Below are 15725 nucleotides of genomic sequence, written 5' to 3'. Positions count from 1 at the left end.
CGGGACTTCCCCCGGCGACGTCCACATCTGGACGCAATCGGGGTGGTAGCCCACCAGCGGGGTCGTACCCGAGCAGCTGTTGTTGCTGACAATGACATTGCGGCTGTTGGAAACATTGAAGCCATCCGAAACACCCGCGACCAGGGTGTTGCGCATCATGCTGCCGTTTGTGACACGATCCATGAAGACGCCGGTTTTGACACGCGTGAAGGAACCATCCGAAACCGAAACATTGATCGATCGGGAAAACCCGATTCCGGTGCCGGCAAAGGCGCCGGTCACGATCGGGTTGAGGATCCTGATGTTGCTGGCATCGGACACCACGATCGCCCGATTCTGTGTCGTCGGCACAGTGGTCGAGCCATAGCGACCGCCAACGATGTTGAGGCCATCCACCTTGGTGATGACCAGGGAATCCGAAAAATCGGCCGATGTCGCGTCGATGGTGACGCCGGTGGCGAAAACGCGGTTCTGCATCCTCACCGTTCCGAAGCTGCCGGTCATGACAATCGTGTCGCCATCGGCCACGGTCTTGAAGATATTGGATATCGTGGCTGACGTCGCTGTCCACGTCGCAGCCTCAGCCGGACGCGCAGAGAGGACGGCAGCGAACAGCATTGCTGCCGCAGCGTAGCGAGCCATAAATGCAACCCCTTGCATCTTACATCGACGCTGAACGCAACACTCGACCCCGGCAGATGCAAAATCAACAACGCCCTTTGCACTACGCAATCCGGATTGGCCTATCGCAAAAGAGTTTACGAACTGTTATGGTAAAAATACCTATAAAAATGCACTCGATTGCATTCTCGGCAATCAAGACACCATTTGTTAATAAAAATTATTAGATTATTTAACGATCTGATCTTTTTTCCGACGCCATGGCGTGAATGCGGGGAAATCAGACAATTCGATCCGATTGATGACATAGTGTCGCAGTCGGCGCAGGACAGGATCAACGCGCAGTCCGGACGCGGCCCTGGCGCGCGCAACGCAATGCTGCGCGCAGACTCAGGCTGGAATTCGGGATCGCCGCCTTGCAGTCAGGCGAAATCGAGGCCGATATCGGCCGCCGGCGCACTCTGGGTGATGCGACCAACGCTGATATAGGTCACCCCGGTCTCCGCAATCGCCCGGATGGTCTGGAGGTTGACCCCGCCCGATGCCTCTGTCGGCACGCGCGCCGCGATCATCGCGACGGCCTGACGCAACACCGGCGGCCCCATATTGTCGAGCAGCAGCCGATCGGCACCCGCTGCCAGCGCCGGCGGGATCTGGTCGAGCGAGTCGACCTCCACCACCACATCGGTCAGGCCTGCCGCCTTGGCGGCGCGCACCGCCGCCTCGACACCGCCGGCCACGGCGATGTGATTGTCCTTGATCATCACGCCGTCATCGAGGCGCATGCGATGGTTGGTCGCCCCACCCATCCGGGTGGCGTATTTTTCGAGAACGCGCAGGCCGGGCAGGGTCTTGCGCGTGTCGAGCAGGATGGCGCCGGTGCCGGCAATGGCGTCGCAATAGCGTCGCGTTAGTGTCGCGATACCGGTCAGATGCTGGACGGTGTTGAGCGCCGAACGCTCGGCGGTGAGCAGCGCCCGGGCATTGCCGCGGATGCGCATCAGGTCGGTCCCGGCGGCGACGCTCTCGCCTTCCGCCACCAGCATGTCGATCGCGCAATCGGGGTCGAGCGCCCGGAAGAAGGCCGCCGCGATCGGCAGGCCGGCGACGGTGACCGGATCGCGGCTGTCCATCACCGCCGTCAGCACGGCATCGGCGGGGATGACTGCGGCCGAGGTGCGGTCACCGCCTGCGCCCATGTCCTCGGCGAGGGTCGCCGCGACAAAGCCGGGCATGTCAAAACCGGGAATCATGCTCAATCGCCCTTGATCGGCACGGCCGACACCGCCGCCGACATGGCCAGCATGCGATCGAGCGACACCTTGGCGCGCACCCGCACATCCTCCGGCACCTCGATCTGCGGCGCCAGGTCGCGCAGCGACAGATAGAGCTTCTCCATCGTGTTGAGCGCCATGAACGGGCACATGTTGCAGCCGCAATTGCCGTCGGCACCGGGCGCACCGATGAAGGTCTTGTGCGGGGCCTTCAACTGCATCTGGTGGATGATGTTGGGCTCGGTGGCGACAATCACCACCGGCTCCGGACTGTTCAGCGCATAGTTGAGGATGCCACTGGTCGCGCCGATGTAGTGCGCGAGATCGAGGATCGCCGCCGGGCATTCGGGATGCGCGAGCACCGGCGCTGCCGGGTGCAGCGCCTTCAGCTTCATAAGCTCGGTCACCGAGAATTTCTCATGGACGATGCAGGTGCCATCCCAGAGCAGCATGTCGCGGCCGGTCTTGCGATTGAGCCAGGCGCCGAGATGCTTGTCGGGCGCGAACAGGATCTTCTGGTCGGCCGGCAGCTGGTTGATGATCTTTTCGGCCGAAGACGAAGTGACGATGATGTCGCTCTCCGCCTTCACCGCCGCCGAGCAGTTGATATAGGTTAGGCTGATGTGATCGGGGTGGGCGCGGCGGAAACGGGCGAACTCTTCCGGCGGGCAGCTGTCCTCCAGGCTGCAACCCGCCTTCAGATCGGGTAGCACCACGGTCTTCTGCGGGCTCAGGATCTTTGCCACTTCGGCCATGAACTTGACGCCGCAAAAGGCGATGACATCGGCATCGGTTTCGGCGGCGCGGCGCGACAGATCAAGGCTGTCGCCAACGAAATCGGCAATGTCCTGCAGCGCCGGCTCCTGATAATAATGCGCCAGGATCACGGCATTCTTTTCGCGGCGCAGCCGGTTGATCTCGGCCTTGAGGTCGAGGCCGGCAAGGGCGTTGGCGCCTCCCAACGGGTTCAAGCGTGCGTCCATCGTTCAGCCCTTTATCGCCGCTTCGCCCTGGAAACGGACCAGTACGCGCGGCTTTAGCCCAGTTGCCAGCAGCGGGGCAGCAAGATTTTGTGTCAATGCGTTGCGGGCGGCCTCGCGCGCCGCCGCAATGAACACCGCCTGCCCGGCCTGGCGGCGCATGTCGGCGCCGGCGGCAGCGAGGCTCTGCTTCAAAATCGCCTCGCGCTTGTCGCCGCTGGCGAGATCGAGGCCATCGACGATGACCCGGGCATGGGCACCATCGACATTGATCTCGCCCGGCACCGGATCGGGCAGCACGGCAATCAGTGTCTGGGTGTCCCGATCCCAGTTGAGGTTGCGCCGCTCGATCCGCGTCAGATCGACATGGAAGCGCACCGCACCCGGCACGATGACATAGGTGGTGGTGTCGAGCGGCGTGAACCAGCCTGTGTCGGCGGTGCGCGCGATGGCGAACAGCCGCGCCTCGAACACCGTCAGCTGGTTCATGGCGCGCAGCGAAACGGTGACGCTGCCGATGACATCGACATCGCCCTGCCCGGCCAGCCAGCGCGCCAGCGGCCCGCCGATGGCATCGGGCAACAGCGCCGGCAGCTTCGGTGCCGCCACAACGCCGATGACCGCGGCGACAGCCACCGCCACGAGCGATCCGGGCTTCATGTCAGGCTCCAGCTGTCCCCGGCGGCGCTGACGGTCCCGCGCGCCGCAAGGTCGATCAGATGCGCCAGCACCGATCGCCCGGCGGCGGGGTGCAGGCGCGGATCGACCATGGCGTACATGACCGCGACCATCGCCGGAATCGTCCGCGGCCCCTCGGCCAGCTGCTTCAATATCTGCGTCTCGCGCTGCTTACGGTGGGTGATCAGCCCGCGCACGAAGCGCTGCGGATCGCTGACCGGGTCGCCATGCGTCGGGTGGTAGATGACATCGTCGCGGTCGAGCAGCTTCTTCAGGCTGGCCATATAGGCCGCCATGTCGCCATCCGGCGGCGCGACGACCGTGGTGCTCCAGCCCATGACATGGTCGCCGGTGAACAGCGCCTTCTCCTCCGCCAATGCGAAGCACAGGTGGTTGGAGGTATGGCCCGGCGTCGCCACCGCAGTCAGCGTCCAGCCCGGCCCCGCGATGCTGTCGCCATCGGCCAGCACCTGGTCGGGCGCATAGCTGGCATCGAAGCCGGCATCGGCACGCGGACCATCATCCGACAGCACCAGCGGTGCACAGCCGACAATGCGCGCACCGGTCGCCGCCTGCACCGCCGGCGCCGCCGGGCTATGGTCCATATGGGTGTGCGTGATGACGATGTGACTGACCGTCTCGCCTTCGAGCGCCGCCAGCAGCGCCGCGATATGGTCGGGATCGGCGGGGCCGGGATCGATCACGGCCACCGTGCCGGTGCCGACCACGAACGTGCCGGTACCGGTATAGGTGAACGGCGACGGATTGTGCGCCAGCAGCCGGCGCACCAGCGGTGAGCGCGGTTGCAGCCGGCCCCAGGCGGCGGCATCAGGGTGTTGCGACAGGTCCATGACCCTGATGTGGCAGGGCTGGCGGCAGATTTAAAGCCCGCCGCCTTCCCAGACCGTCCCTTCGCTGGGGAAGCCCGCGTCGCGCCACGCCTTCATGCCGCCATCCAGCGCCATGACGCGCGTGAAGCCCATGGTGCGCAGCGTCGCCGCCGCCAGGGTGGAGATCTTGCCCTGTTCGCAGACCGTGACGATCCGCCGGGTCGGATCGGGCAGCATCGCATTGACGAGCAGTTCCAGCTGACCGCGCGGCAGGTGCAGCGCCCCCGGAACATGGGCAGCGCCGAACAGATCGCGTTCGCGCACATCGAGGACGATCAGATCATTGTCACGCCCGGACACTGCGTCCGCCAGTCCGGCCAGGCTGATGAAGGGCACGCGTGCCGTCGCCTCGGCCAGCAGCCGCGCCATCGGCACGCCGCCATTCATGTTGGTGCGCAAGGCCTCGGTCAGATGCGTCGGTGCCGACAGGTTGAGGCGCCGCATCATGGCGACGAATTCGGCACGATCGCGCTTTTGCAGGCGAGGATTGGTGGCGATCTCGGCTCCGATCGTGCTGGCCTGGCCGCCCTTGTAATCATGCGCCGGATGGATGGCGGTGGCCGGATCGAGTCTCAGCAGCCGCTCGAACAGGCTGTCGTACAATTGTTCGGGGTCGCCACTGGGCAGGTCGCTGCGGCCGGTGCCGCCGAACAGCAAGGTGTCTCCGGTGAAGACATGGCCGCCATCGGCCCCGGCGACAAACAGACACATCGAATCCCGGGTGTGGCCCGGCGTGTGCAGCGCCTCGAAACGCAGCGCGCCGACCATCAGTGTCTGGCCGTGTTCCAGCCGCATGTCGGCATGCACGGCCGGCGCCAGGGCATGCATGACGACCGGCACCCCGAGCATCTGCTTCATCTCGAGCGTCGCCGAGAAATGATCGGCGTGCGTGTGGGTGTCGACCAGATAGCGGATGCGCACGCCGTGCTGGGCGGCGAGACCGAGATAATGATCGACCTGGCCGCTGGCGGGATCGATCAATGCCGCCATGTGCGTCGTGGGGCAGCCGACGAGATAGGATTGACACCCGCCGGTCGCGACCTGTTCGAGAAGCATCGCATCCCTCTTATACCTGCTGCCATCAATTTTCTAACGACCCCGGCGGCGGGCTGCCAGCCCATTCCGGCGATTGCCCGGATGCCACAAAGGGATTAGCCGTCGCGCCAGTGCTTTGAGGATGCGAAATGCGGTCTTTTGATATCCTGATCGTCGGCGCCGGCCATGGTGGCGCCAATTGCGCCGTACAGCTGCGCCAATTGGGCTTTGCGGGCAGCATTGCCATCATCGGTGAAGAACCCGAACTGCCCTATGAGCGCCCGCCGCTGTCCAAGGACTATCTGGCCGGCGACAAGGAGTTCGAGCGCATGCTGCTGCGCCCGGCGAGCTTCTGGGCCGATCGCAATGTGACGATGCGGATGGGCGAGACGGTGACGACCGTCGATGCCGCGGCGCGCACCGTGACCACCGCCGCCGGTGCGACCATCGGCTATGGCGACCTCATCTGGGCGACCGGCGGCGCACCGCGGCGGCTGTCATGCGCGGGGCATGACCTGGCCGGTATCCATGCCATCCGCACCCGCGCCGATGTCGATGCGCTGAAGGACGAGCTCGCCCCCGCCATCCGCATCGCCATCGTCGGCGGCGGCTATATCGGGCTGGAGACGGCGGCGGTGCTGTCGAAGCTGGGCAAGCAGGTGACGGTGCTGGAGGCGATGGACCGGGTGCTGGCCCGCGTCGCCGGGCCGGCACTGTCGCATTTTTACGAGGCCGAGCACCGCGCCCATGGCGTCAGCATCCGCACCAACGAAACCGTGTCGGCGATCAGCGGCGCCGATGGGCGCGCTACGGGCGTCGTCCTCGCCGATGGCGAAACGATCCCGGCCGATATCGTCATCGTCGGCATCGGCATCGTGCCGGCCGTGGCGCCGCTGCTGGCCGCCGGCGCCGCCGGCAGCAATGGCGTCGATGTCGACGACCATTGCCGCACCTCGCTGCCGCATATCTTTGCCATCGGCGATTGTGCCGCGCACACCAACAGCTTCGCCGGCGGCGCCCATATCCGGCTCGAATCGGTGCAGAATGCCAATGACATGGCGACGACGGTGGCACGGCTGCTGACCGGCAATCCGAAACCCTATCATGCCGTGCCGTGGTTCTGGTCGAACCAATATGACCTGCGCCTGCAAACGATGGGCATGTCGCTGGGCTATGACACGACGGTGCTGCGCGGCGACCTGGCGGCACGCAGTTTCAGCATCATCTACCTCAAGGCCGGCCGGATCATCGCGCTCGACTGCGTCAACGCCGTCAAGGATTATGTGCAGGGCAAGGCGCTGGTCGAACAGGGGATTCGCGTCGATCCGGCGGTGCTCGCCGATGTGGACGTGCCGCTGAAGGCGCATCACCCGGTCGCCTGACCGCGAGTCCCACAAAGTCCAATTGCGATGGCCTGATACTTTGCCCCGTTTGCGCCGCCGCCCGACTCCGCTAGGCTGACGCAAACGTCAATCTGGGGAGAAGACCGGTGGCAGACACTGGCAGCGAGATCTGGGACTTCATCATCGTCGGCGCGGGGTCGGCCGGCTGTGTGCTGGCCAATCGCCTGTCGGCCGATCCCGCCACCCGCGTGCTGCTGATCGAAGCCGGTGGCAAGGACAATTCGATGTTCATCCAGATGCCCGGCGGCATCGCCCAAATCATCCCGCCGGAAAAGGCCAGCCCGTTCGACTGGGGCTTCTGGACCGAACCCCAGGCCGAGCTTGGCAACCGCAAGCTCTATTGGCCGCGCGGCCGCGCGCTGGGCGGCTCGTCCTCGATCAACGGGATGGTCTATATCCGCGGCCACAGCAGCGATTACGACCGCTGGTCGCAGCTGGGACTGACCGGCTGGGGCTGGGCCGATGTGCTGCCCTATTTCAAGAAGGCCGAAAACAGCGAGCGCGGTGCCGATGACTTCCATGGCGAAGGCGGCCCGCTGCACACCAGTGTCAAGGGTGCGCTGCCGCACATCCTCAACGATGTCTTCCTCGATGCCGTGCAGCAGGCCGGCTATCCGCGCACCCGCGATTTCAACGGGCCGCAGTTCGAAGGCGGCGGCTTCTATGACGCGACGATCAAGGATGGCAGCCGCTTTTCGGTGGCCAAGGCCTATCTGACGCCGGAGGTTAAGGCGCGGCCCAATCTCGAAATCCGCGATTCGGTGCAGGTCGAGCGGGTGACGTTCGAAGGCAAGCGTGCCAGCGGTATCGCCTATTCACGTGGCGGCCGCAGCGAAGTCGCGCGCGCCCGGGAGGTCATCCTGTGCGGCGGCGCCGTCAACTCGCCGCAGCTGCTGATGCTGTCGGGCATCGGCCCGGCCGCGCATCTGCAGGCCATGGGCGTCGACGTCGTTCATGACAGCGGCGATGTCGGCGGCAATCTGCAGGACCATCTCGACATGATCGTGCAATGGGATTGCAGCCAGCCGATCACGCTCAACGCCAACACCAAATTCACCACCAAGCTGGCCGCGCTGGGCAAATGGATCTTCGGCAAGACCGGCAATGCCGCGCACATGCCGACGCCGACCGGCGCCTTCCTCTCGACCCGCGAAGGGCTGGCCGCCCCCGATGTGCAGATCCATTTCATGCCGCTGAAGGGCTCTCCGCACGGCCGCGGGGAGATGAGCCCGCAGCATGGCTATCAGATGCACGTCTGCCAGTTGCGGCCAGAAAGCCGCGGCACCATCCGCCTGGCTTCCCCCGATCCGCTGGCCTTCCCGGCGATCGATCCGCGCTATCTGTCGGCGCCGGAAGATGTCGAGACCCTCTATCGCGGCGTCGAGATCTGCCGCGCCATCGGCAACCAGCCGGCGTTCGCGCCCTATCGCCAGGCCGAAGCCTGGCCGGGGCCGGGCGCCCAGGGCCGCGACGCGGTGGTGGCGGCGATGCGCGAATGGGGCGAAACCATCTACCATCCGGTCGGCACCTGCCGCATGGGCGTCGATGACGCTGCGGTGGTCGATGGCCATCTGCGCGTCAACGGTGTCGAAGGGCTGCGCGTCGTCGACGCCTCGGTCATGCCCTATCTGGTCTCTGGCAACACCAACGCCCCGACGGTGATGATCGCCGAAAAGGCCGCCGACCTGATTGCCGAGCGCCGCACGCTGGCGCGCAAGCTCGGGCTGGCCGCGTGACCGCGACGCCATTCACGATTCCGGTCAACGCGGCCGAAACCGCCTGGATTCGCGAACGCGTCGAAGCCTTTCGCTTCTTCGAGGAACCGGAGAATGCCGGCTGGGCCCATGGCGCCAACCGCGCCTATATGGAACAGCTGCGCCGCTACTGGCTCGACAGCTATGACTGGCCGGCGGCGGTCACCCATCTCAACCGCCTGACCCAGGTGCGGGTCGAGATCGAAGACGGCTTTCACCTCCACGCGGTGCACCTGCGCTCGCCGCGCGCCGATGCCCGGCCGTTGCTGATTGCCCATGGCTGGCCGGGCTCGATCCTCGAATTCGATGCGATCTTCGAACGACTGGCCAATCCCGAAGACCCTGACGCCCCGGCCTTTCATGTCGTGGCGCCCTCGCTGCCCGGCTATGCCTGGTCGGACCGGCCGAAAAACCCGCTCGGCCCGCGCGCGGTTGCCGGGCTTTACGACCGGCTGATGGCCCGGCTGGGCTATGATGACTATATCTATCAGGGCGGGGATTGGGGCTGTGTCATCGGCGGCTGGATCGGGCTCGACAGCAAGACCGTCTCCGCCATCCATCTGAACGGCTTCGGCCTGCGCCCCGCCGATATGGCTCCGAAAACGCCCGAAGATGCTGCCTGGCTGCAAAAGGCCGTGCTGACCCGCACGCTCGAAACCGCCTATCTGCAATTGCAGGGCACCAAGCCGCAGAGCCTGGGCTTTGCGATGATGGATTCGCCGATGGGCGTCGCCGCCTGGCTGGCGGAAAAGTTCGTCGGCTGGTCCGACGTGCCGGGGGTGACCAGCGACCCGCCATTCGATTTCGACCAGATGCTGACCAACATCATGATCTATCTCAGCACCCGCAGCTTCCTGACTGCGACCTGGATCTATCGCGGCATGTTCCTGGAAGGCGGTTTCGAGATTCCGGCCGGCCAGCGCATCACGGTGCCCGTCGGTGTCGCGGCCTTTCCGCGCGACCTGCTCGCCTTCCCGCCGCGGCCGATGGTCGAACGCGGCTATAACGTCGTGCACTGGACGGACATGCCGCGGGGCGGCCATTTCGCCAGCCTGGAGGAACCCGAGCTGTTCCTTGCCGACCTCAGAAAGTTCGTGAAGGCGTTGTGACCCTGCCATTGCCGGACTGGCGGGTCGAACCCGGCCTGCTGCCCTACCCGCAAGCTGTCGCCGCGATGGAGGCACGCGCCGCCGGCATTCGCGATGGCCGCATGGGCGAGCAGATCTGGCTGGTCGAGCATCCGCCGCTCTACACCGCCGGCACCAGCGCCGCCCCGGCGGAGCTCCTCGACCCCGACCGTTTTCCGGTGTTCGCCGCCGGCCGCGGCGGACGCCACACCTATCATGGCCCGGGCCAGCGGATCGCCTATGTCATGCTCGATCTCGATCGGCGTGGTCGCGATGTCCGCTGCTATGTGGCGGCGCTGGAAGCCTGGGTGATCGCAACGCTGGCAGCCTTTGACGTGGCGGCACGGATCATCCCCGGCAAGGTTGGTGTCTGGGTCGAATCACCGGCCGGCCCCGCCAAGATCGCCGCCATCGGCGTGCGTGTGCGGCGATGGGTCACGCTGCATGGCGTGTCCATCAACATCGCACCTGATCTCGACCATTTTGCCGGCATCGTGCCCTGCGGCCTCAGCGAGCCGGTCACCAGCCTCGCGCAACTGGGAAAAAATGTCGATTTCGCAACGTTCGACGCGGCATTGCAGCACGCATTGCCGGCCATGTTGGCGAGACTGACCCCCTGCAACGCCTGAAAACAAATTTTGTTGCATGATGATGGCACTTGAGGGGAACGATCTTTGCCGCTAATGTCCACTCAAGTTGGGGGATTTGGGCTGACCGACCCAACTTGTCCTGGGTCCAGGATTCATCACTCGAGGAGTTTAAAAATGGCTGACATCGTTTCGAAGCTGAAGACCGCCGCTCTGGTTGCTGGCGTTGCCATGTTCGTCGTCGCTTGCGGCGAGAAGAAGGCTGAAACCACCACCGAAACCACCACCACGACCGAAGCTCCGGCCGCTGACGCCGCTGCTGCTCCGGCTGCTGACGCCGCTGCCGCTCCGGCCGCCGACGCCATGGCCGCTCCGGCTGCTGACGCCGCTGCCGCTCCGGCCGCTGACGCCGCCGCTGCTCCGGCTGCCGCTCCGGCCGCCGACGCCGCTGCTCCGGCCGCGAAGTAAGCGCTACAACTAAGCTCGACAACGTCGCAGCTTGCGTTAGGAAAGGGTCGCCGCAAGGCGGCCCTTTTTTATTGACCTGTTTGAACCTTGGGAAGGAACGACGATGAGCCTGGAAGCGATCACCGAGCAGATGAAGAACCGCGTCGGTGCCGGCGGCAATTTCAAGAAGGCCGTGAAGTTCGATTTCGGCAGCGATGGTTTCGTGCGCATCGACGACAAGGTGTCGCCGGCAATCGTCGACAACAATGATGGCCCGGTCGATTGCACGATCAAGGTCGCATTGGCCGATTTCATGGATATCGCCAGCGGCAAGCAGAACGCCCAGATGGCGTTCATGATGGGCAAGCTGAAGATCGATGGCGACATGTCGGTCGCGCTGTCACTGGGCAGCATTCTGGGTTGATCGGTCCGGTTGTCCCCGCCGGCGCCCTGGGGTGCTGGCGGGTGATGACGCTCAGCACCTGTCTGCCCCCGCACTCGGAAGTGTTTTGATGATCCTGCGTCGCCTTCTGCTCATTGCCCTGCTGGCCTGTGTTGCCGCGCCCCAGCCGCTGCTTGCCAAGGTCCCGCCGAAGCAGGCCGCGCGCAAGGCACCGGCCAAGAAGCCCGCAGCAAAGCCCGCCCCGGCTGCACCAAAGGCGCCGGGCGGCTTCATGGTGCCAAAGGCCGTCGTGCTGCGCAATCCGACCCCTGCCGAGGTTGAAGCCAATGCGGTGTGGAATCTGCGCGCCGCGCTGAACGTGGCTGCCCTGCAATGCCAATTTTCGAAATTCCTGCAGACGGTCAACAATTACAACGCCTTCCTGCGCCATCACAGCGAGGAACTGGTGGCTGCGCAATCGGTGATGATGGGCCATTTCCGCCGGCTGGACGGCGCGCGCGCTGCCACCAGCTTCGATCAATATACCACCCGTACCTACAACAGCTATTCGACGCTCGATGCGCAGTATAATTTCTGCATTGCTGCTGGAGACGTCGGGCGCCGCGTGCTGGCGATTCCGCAGGGGCAGCTGGGTCAATATGCGCGCGCCAAGGGGCCACAGATTCGTGAATCGCTGAACCAGCGGCCGCTGACTCCGATGCTCGCCATCCAGCCCATCGCAGTGATTGCGATGCCGCCGATACCGCCGCTCGATCCCGCCGCGCCCTGAGTCATGAGCGTCACCCGTCTGATGTCCGAAACTGTTGATCGGCTGGTCATCCGTCGCCCGGATGATTGGCATGTGCATTTGCGTGATGGTGCCATGCTCGCCGCCGTCGCCGATTACACGGCCCGGCAGTTCGCCCGCGCCATCGTCATGCCCAATCTGAAACCGCCGGTGACAACGGCAGCGGCCGGCGCCGCCTATCGCGCGCGCATCCAGGCTGCTGTCGATCCGGCGCTGAACTTCACCCCGCTGATCACCTGCTATCTGACCGACGGTATCAATCCCGACGAGCTGGTGCGTGGCCATGGCGAGGGTATCTTCACGGCAGCCAAACTCTATCCCGCGCATGCCACCACCAATTCGGCGCTTGGCGTCACCGCCATCGATCACATCCGGCCGGCGCTGGCGGCGATGGAACGGATCGGCATGCCGCTGCTGATCCATGGCGAGGTCACCGATGCCCATGTCGACATCTTCGACCGCGAGGCCGTGTTCATCGAGCGCACGCTTGCCGGGCTGGTGCAGGATTATCCCGGACTGAAGATCGTCTTTGAACACATCACCACGGCAGAAGCAGCGGAATTCGTTGCCGCCAGCGGCCCCAATATCGCCGCCACGATCACCCCGCACCATCTCGCCATCAACCGCAATGCCATGTTCGAGGGCGGCATCCGCCCGCACCTCTATTGCCTCCCGGTGGTCAAGCGCGAGCGCCATCGCCTGGCCCTGCGCGCCGCTGCGACCAGTGGCTCGGCGAAATTCTTCCTGGGCACCGATTCGGCGCCGCACGCTGTCACCGACAAGGAAAGCGCCTGCGGTTGCGCCGGCATGTTCAACGCGCCCTTTGCGATTGAAAGCTATGCGAAGACCTTTGCCGAGGAAGGCGCACTCGACCGGCTGGAAGGCTTTGCCAGCGAGCATGGCCCGCGCTTCTATGGCTTGCCATTGAACGACAGCCATATCGCCATTGAACGCCGCGCGGTCGCCGTACCCGAGCGCCTGCCCGCCGCCGATACCGCGATCGTGCCATTCCATGCCGGCGAAACGCTCGAATGGCATTATGCCGGGATCGTCGTCTGACCGGTAGACCCACGTGCACAAGCCCTATGCTCACCGTACGGCGGCGCTGGCCACCCAACACGGCAAGCAGCGCGCCCTCTCCCGCCCCTTTCAAGATCTGACAGGGCTCAACCTGGTCGTACCGTCGATGCTGGACACCGATACGCTCGGCAGCTTCGACGGGCGTCTTGCTCGCACCGGTACCGCCATCGACACCGCCATTGCCAAGGCGCGGCTCGGTTTTGCCGCGTCCGGCCAGTCGCTGGCCCTGGCCAGCGAAGGCAGCTTTGGTCCGCACCCGCGCTTGCCGTTGCTGGCTGCCGGCATCGAGGTGCTGGTGTTCATCGATGCCGAACGCGAACTGACGCTGACCGAAACCCTGTTCGTCGAGCGCACCAATTTCGGTCACCGCGATGTTCCTGAAACCGCCGCACTGGGCGATTGGCTCACGCGGGTCGGTTTTCCCGGCCATGCCCTGATGGTCCGCCCGCTGGGGGGTGCTGTCATCGCCAAGGGCATCCAGGATGCCGCAACCCTCGCCCGCGCTGTCGCAGAGGCAGTTGCATTGTCGCCCGACCGCCGCGCCCGCGTTGAAACCGACATGCGAGCGCACTTGAACCCGACCCGAATGGCCAGCATCCGCCGCCTCGGCATTCGGCTTGCACGCCGCATCGCGACGCCATGCCCGGCCTGTGCTGCGCCCGGCTGGGGCCAGTCCGGCGTGACGCGCGGCCTGCCATGCGCAGACTGCGGCACCGCGACGGAGATGATCGCCGGGATCGAGTTTCGCTGCACCGCCTGCGGGCATGCCGAGACCTTGTCCCGCCCCGACGGCCTCACGCATGCCCCGCCGGGATATTGCCCGGCGTGCAACCCCTGAGTTCAGTCGAGGTAGCGCCGGCCGATCGCCGTCAGATCATCGGCCAGATCATAGACCATCGGCTTGCCGGTCGGGATTTCCTCATGGACGATGTCATCGTCGGAAATGCCGGACAGATGCTTGACCAGCGCGCGCAGCGAATTGCCATGTGCGGCGATGATGACGCGCTTGCCGGCGCGCAGTTCCGGAACAATCGCCGCTTCCCAATAGGGCAATACGCGCGCGATCGTGTCTTTCAGGCTTTCGGCAGCGGGAATGGCGATGCCGGCATAGCGGCGATCGGTGGACAGATCGAATTCGGAACCGGCCGCAAGCGGCGGGGGCGGCACATCAAAGCTGCGACGCCAGACCTTCACCTGATCCTCACCATGCTTTGCCGCTGTCTCTGCCTTGTCGAGCCCGGTGAGGCCGCCATAATGACGCTCGTTGAGCTGCCAATTCTTGGTGACCGGCAACCACAGCCGACCCATGCGTTCCAGCGCCAGATTGAGCGTCTTGATGGCGCGGGTCTGCACACTGGTGAAGGCACAGTCGAAGTCGAGCCCTGCCGCCTGCATGGCAGCCCCCGCGGCCGTCGCCTCGGCGATGCCCTTTTCGGTCAGATTGACATCCCACCAGCCGGTGAAACGATTTTCGAGATTCCAGGCCGATTGGCCATGGCGAAGCAGGACAAGCGTAGGCATGCCTGTGCCTTAGCGATTGCAACCGTACGCGCAAGTGGCGTTGCGGCCCCACTCCACGGTTCTGTCGTCTTCCGGGCAGAGATTGTGTCAGATGCTGCCGTCCGGGACCGTTGACGTCCCTGGGAACAAGGACGCAGACCCCGATCCGCGTGCAGCGCTGGCGAAGCATGGGCCAACGCCGATATCGCCAAGATCAAGCCTGGAAAATCCTGGGCCTGCCATGCCCCGCAATGTCCCGTGTCCGAGCACGAAAAAGGCGGCGATCTTGCGATCGCCGCCCCTTCATGTCGTCGGAAGCGCCGTTCAGGCAGCGGCCTTCTTGCCCTTCACGTCGGCCCAGACCTTGCGATAGCTGAGGTAGCCGAGGCCGGTCATCAGCAGCAGGAACAGCACCGCGGCGGCGCCGGTTTCCTTCCTTGCTTCCAGCTTGGGTTCCGCGGTCCAGGTCAGGAACACGGCAATGTCCTTGGCCATCTGGTCCTTGGTCGCCTTGGTGCCATCGGCATAGGTGATCTGGTCATCCGACAGCGGCGGCGGCATCGCGATGTTGAGCGACTTGAAATAGGGGTTGTAATAAAGCCCGTCCGGCACTGTCCAGCTGGCCGGGGCATCGGCATAGCCGCTGACCAGCGAGTGGACATAGTTGGTGCCGTCTTCGCGCGCCTTGGTGATCAGCGACAGATCCGGCGGCAGCGCGCCGTTCTGTGCCGCACGGGCGGCGATTTCGTTCGGGTAGAGCAGCGGGAACTTGTCGGCCGGGGTTGCCTTGCGGGTCGCCGGGTCGCCGGTCTTGTCGTCGATCGACGGCACTTCATATTCGGCGGCGATGGCCTTGATCTCGGCCGGCGAGAACCCCAGGTCGGCGAGATCGCGGAAGGCGACGCGATGGATCGAGTGGCACGCCGAGCAGACTTCCTTGTAGACCTGGAAGCCGCGCTGCAGCTGTTTGCGATCGAAGGTGCCGGTGATGCCGAGATTGCCGGCACCATTGTGGACCCATTCGATCTCGTGCGGATGCTTGTGCAGCGCCTTCACCGGGTCGGGGGGCGAGGCTTCGCGGGGCTGCACCGCTCCCCACAGCACGGCGAGGATGAAGAACAGGCCGACGCCCAGAGCTCCAAGACGAATCATTGTTCTG

At 65.0% G+C, this 15725-nt stretch carries 17 protein-coding genes; 9 read left to right on the top strand and 8 right to left on the bottom strand.

Features of this window, described 5'->3' with window-relative positions; genetic code table 11:
- The 6 genes from CFE35_RS16695 to CFE35_RS16670 all read right to left on the bottom strand — a co-directional run.
- A partial coding sequence (locus CFE35_RS16695; protein ID WP_292932234.1) for a hypothetical protein occupies window positions 1–618 on the bottom strand: 618 nt, incomplete at its 3' end.
- A 425-nt stretch (window positions 619–1043) separates the two neighbouring features.
- On the bottom strand, window positions 1044–1874 hold the full coding sequence (gene nadC, locus CFE35_RS16690) for a carboxylating nicotinate-nucleotide diphosphorylase (RefSeq protein ID WP_292932233.1): 831 nt from the start codon (window positions 1872–1874) through the stop codon (window positions 1044–1046).
- Between the two features lie 2 nt (window positions 1875–1876).
- Window positions 1877–2878: a quinolinate synthase NadA gene (gene nadA, locus CFE35_RS16685; protein ID WP_292932231.1), complete on the bottom strand. Its 1002-nt coding sequence runs from the start codon at window positions 2876–2878 to the stop codon at window positions 1877–1879.
- 3 nt (window positions 2879–2881) lie between these two features.
- Window positions 2882–3535 (bottom strand): DUF4230 domain-containing protein, encoded by a 654-nt coding sequence (locus CFE35_RS16680; protein ID WP_292932230.1) that lies wholly within the window; start codon window positions 3533–3535, stop codon window positions 2882–2884.
- The gene (locus tag CFE35_RS16675) at window positions 3532–4404 is read right to left on the bottom strand and encodes an MBL fold metallo-hydrolase (RefSeq protein WP_292932228.1); all 873 of its coding nucleotides are present in this window, start codon (window positions 4402–4404) and stop codon (window positions 3532–3534) included. The genes CFE35_RS16680 and CFE35_RS16675 overlap by 4 nt, the downstream gene beginning before the upstream one ends.
- A 30-nt stretch (window positions 4405–4434) precedes the next feature.
- A complete protein-coding gene (locus tag CFE35_RS16670; protein WP_292932226.1) occupies window positions 4435–5499 on the bottom strand; it encodes an MBL fold metallo-hydrolase in 1065 nt (354 codons plus the stop codon).
- Window positions 5500–5627: 128 nt separating this feature from the next.
- Between CFE35_RS16670 and CFE35_RS16665 the strand changes: the two genes are divergently transcribed.
- The 9 genes from CFE35_RS16665 to CFE35_RS16625 all read left to right on the top strand — a co-directional run bounded on the left by CFE35_RS16665 (window position 5628) and on the right by CFE35_RS16625 (window position 13904).
- Window positions 5628–6860, top strand: a complete 1233-nt coding sequence (locus CFE35_RS16665; protein ID WP_292932224.1) for an FAD-dependent oxidoreductase — start codon at window positions 5628–5630, stop codon at window positions 6858–6860.
- Between the two features lie 107 nt (window positions 6861–6967).
- Window positions 6968–8617 (top strand): choline dehydrogenase, encoded by a 1650-nt coding sequence (locus CFE35_RS16660; RefSeq protein WP_292932222.1) that lies wholly within the window; start codon window positions 6968–6970, stop codon window positions 8615–8617.
- Window positions 8614–9744 (top strand): epoxide hydrolase family protein, encoded by a 1131-nt coding sequence (locus tag CFE35_RS16655; protein WP_292932220.1) that lies wholly within the window; start codon window positions 8614–8616, stop codon window positions 9742–9744. The genes CFE35_RS16660 and CFE35_RS16655 overlap by 4 nt, the downstream gene beginning before the upstream one ends.
- Window positions 9741–10391 (top strand): lipoyl(octanoyl) transferase LipB, encoded by a 651-nt coding sequence (lipB, locus tag CFE35_RS16650; protein WP_292932218.1) that lies wholly within the window; start codon window positions 9741–9743, stop codon window positions 10389–10391. The genes CFE35_RS16655 and lipB overlap by 4 nt, the downstream gene beginning before the upstream one ends.
- 135 nt (window positions 10392–10526) lie before the next feature.
- Window positions 10527–10817, top strand: coding sequence for a hypothetical protein (locus tag CFE35_RS16645; protein WP_292932216.1), 291 nt, complete (start codon window positions 10527–10529; stop codon window positions 10815–10817).
- 103 nt (window positions 10818–10920) lie between these two features.
- Window positions 10921–11220, top strand: a complete 300-nt coding sequence (locus CFE35_RS16640; RefSeq protein ID WP_292932214.1) for an SCP2 sterol-binding domain-containing protein — start codon at window positions 10921–10923, stop codon at window positions 11218–11220.
- A gap of 88 nt (window positions 11221–11308) precedes the next feature.
- A complete protein-coding gene (locus tag CFE35_RS16635) occupies window positions 11309–11968 on the top strand; it encodes a hypothetical protein (RefSeq protein WP_292932212.1) in 660 nt (219 codons plus the stop codon).
- A gap of 21 nt (window positions 11969–11989) precedes the next feature.
- The gene (gene pyrC, locus CFE35_RS16630; RefSeq protein WP_292932333.1) at window positions 11990–13045 is read left to right on the top strand and encodes a dihydroorotase; all 1056 of its coding nucleotides are present in this window, start codon (window positions 11990–11992) and stop codon (window positions 13043–13045) included.
- Between the two features lie 13 nt (window positions 13046–13058).
- Window positions 13059–13904 (top strand): DUF6671 family protein, encoded by an 846-nt coding sequence (locus CFE35_RS16625; RefSeq protein ID WP_292932210.1) that lies wholly within the window; start codon window positions 13059–13061, stop codon window positions 13902–13904.
- A gap of 2 nt (window positions 13905–13906) precedes the next feature.
- Here CFE35_RS16625 and gpmA read toward each other — a convergent pair whose 3' ends face one another.
- A complete protein-coding gene (gpmA, locus tag CFE35_RS16620) occupies window positions 13907–14587 on the bottom strand; it encodes a 2,3-diphosphoglycerate-dependent phosphoglycerate mutase (protein ID WP_292932208.1) in 681 nt (226 codons plus the stop codon).
- Window positions 14588–14890: 303 nt separating this feature from the next.
- A complete protein-coding gene (locus CFE35_RS16615; protein WP_292932206.1) occupies window positions 14891–15718 on the bottom strand; it encodes a cytochrome c1 in 828 nt (275 codons plus the stop codon).
- Window positions 15719–15725 lie beyond the last annotated feature (7 nt).

It is taken from the genome of Novosphingobium sp. PASSN1, from assembly GCF_002278815.1.
Note: the sequence above shows the minus strand (reverse complement) of the source record. Positions and strands in the feature narration are given on the sequence as shown.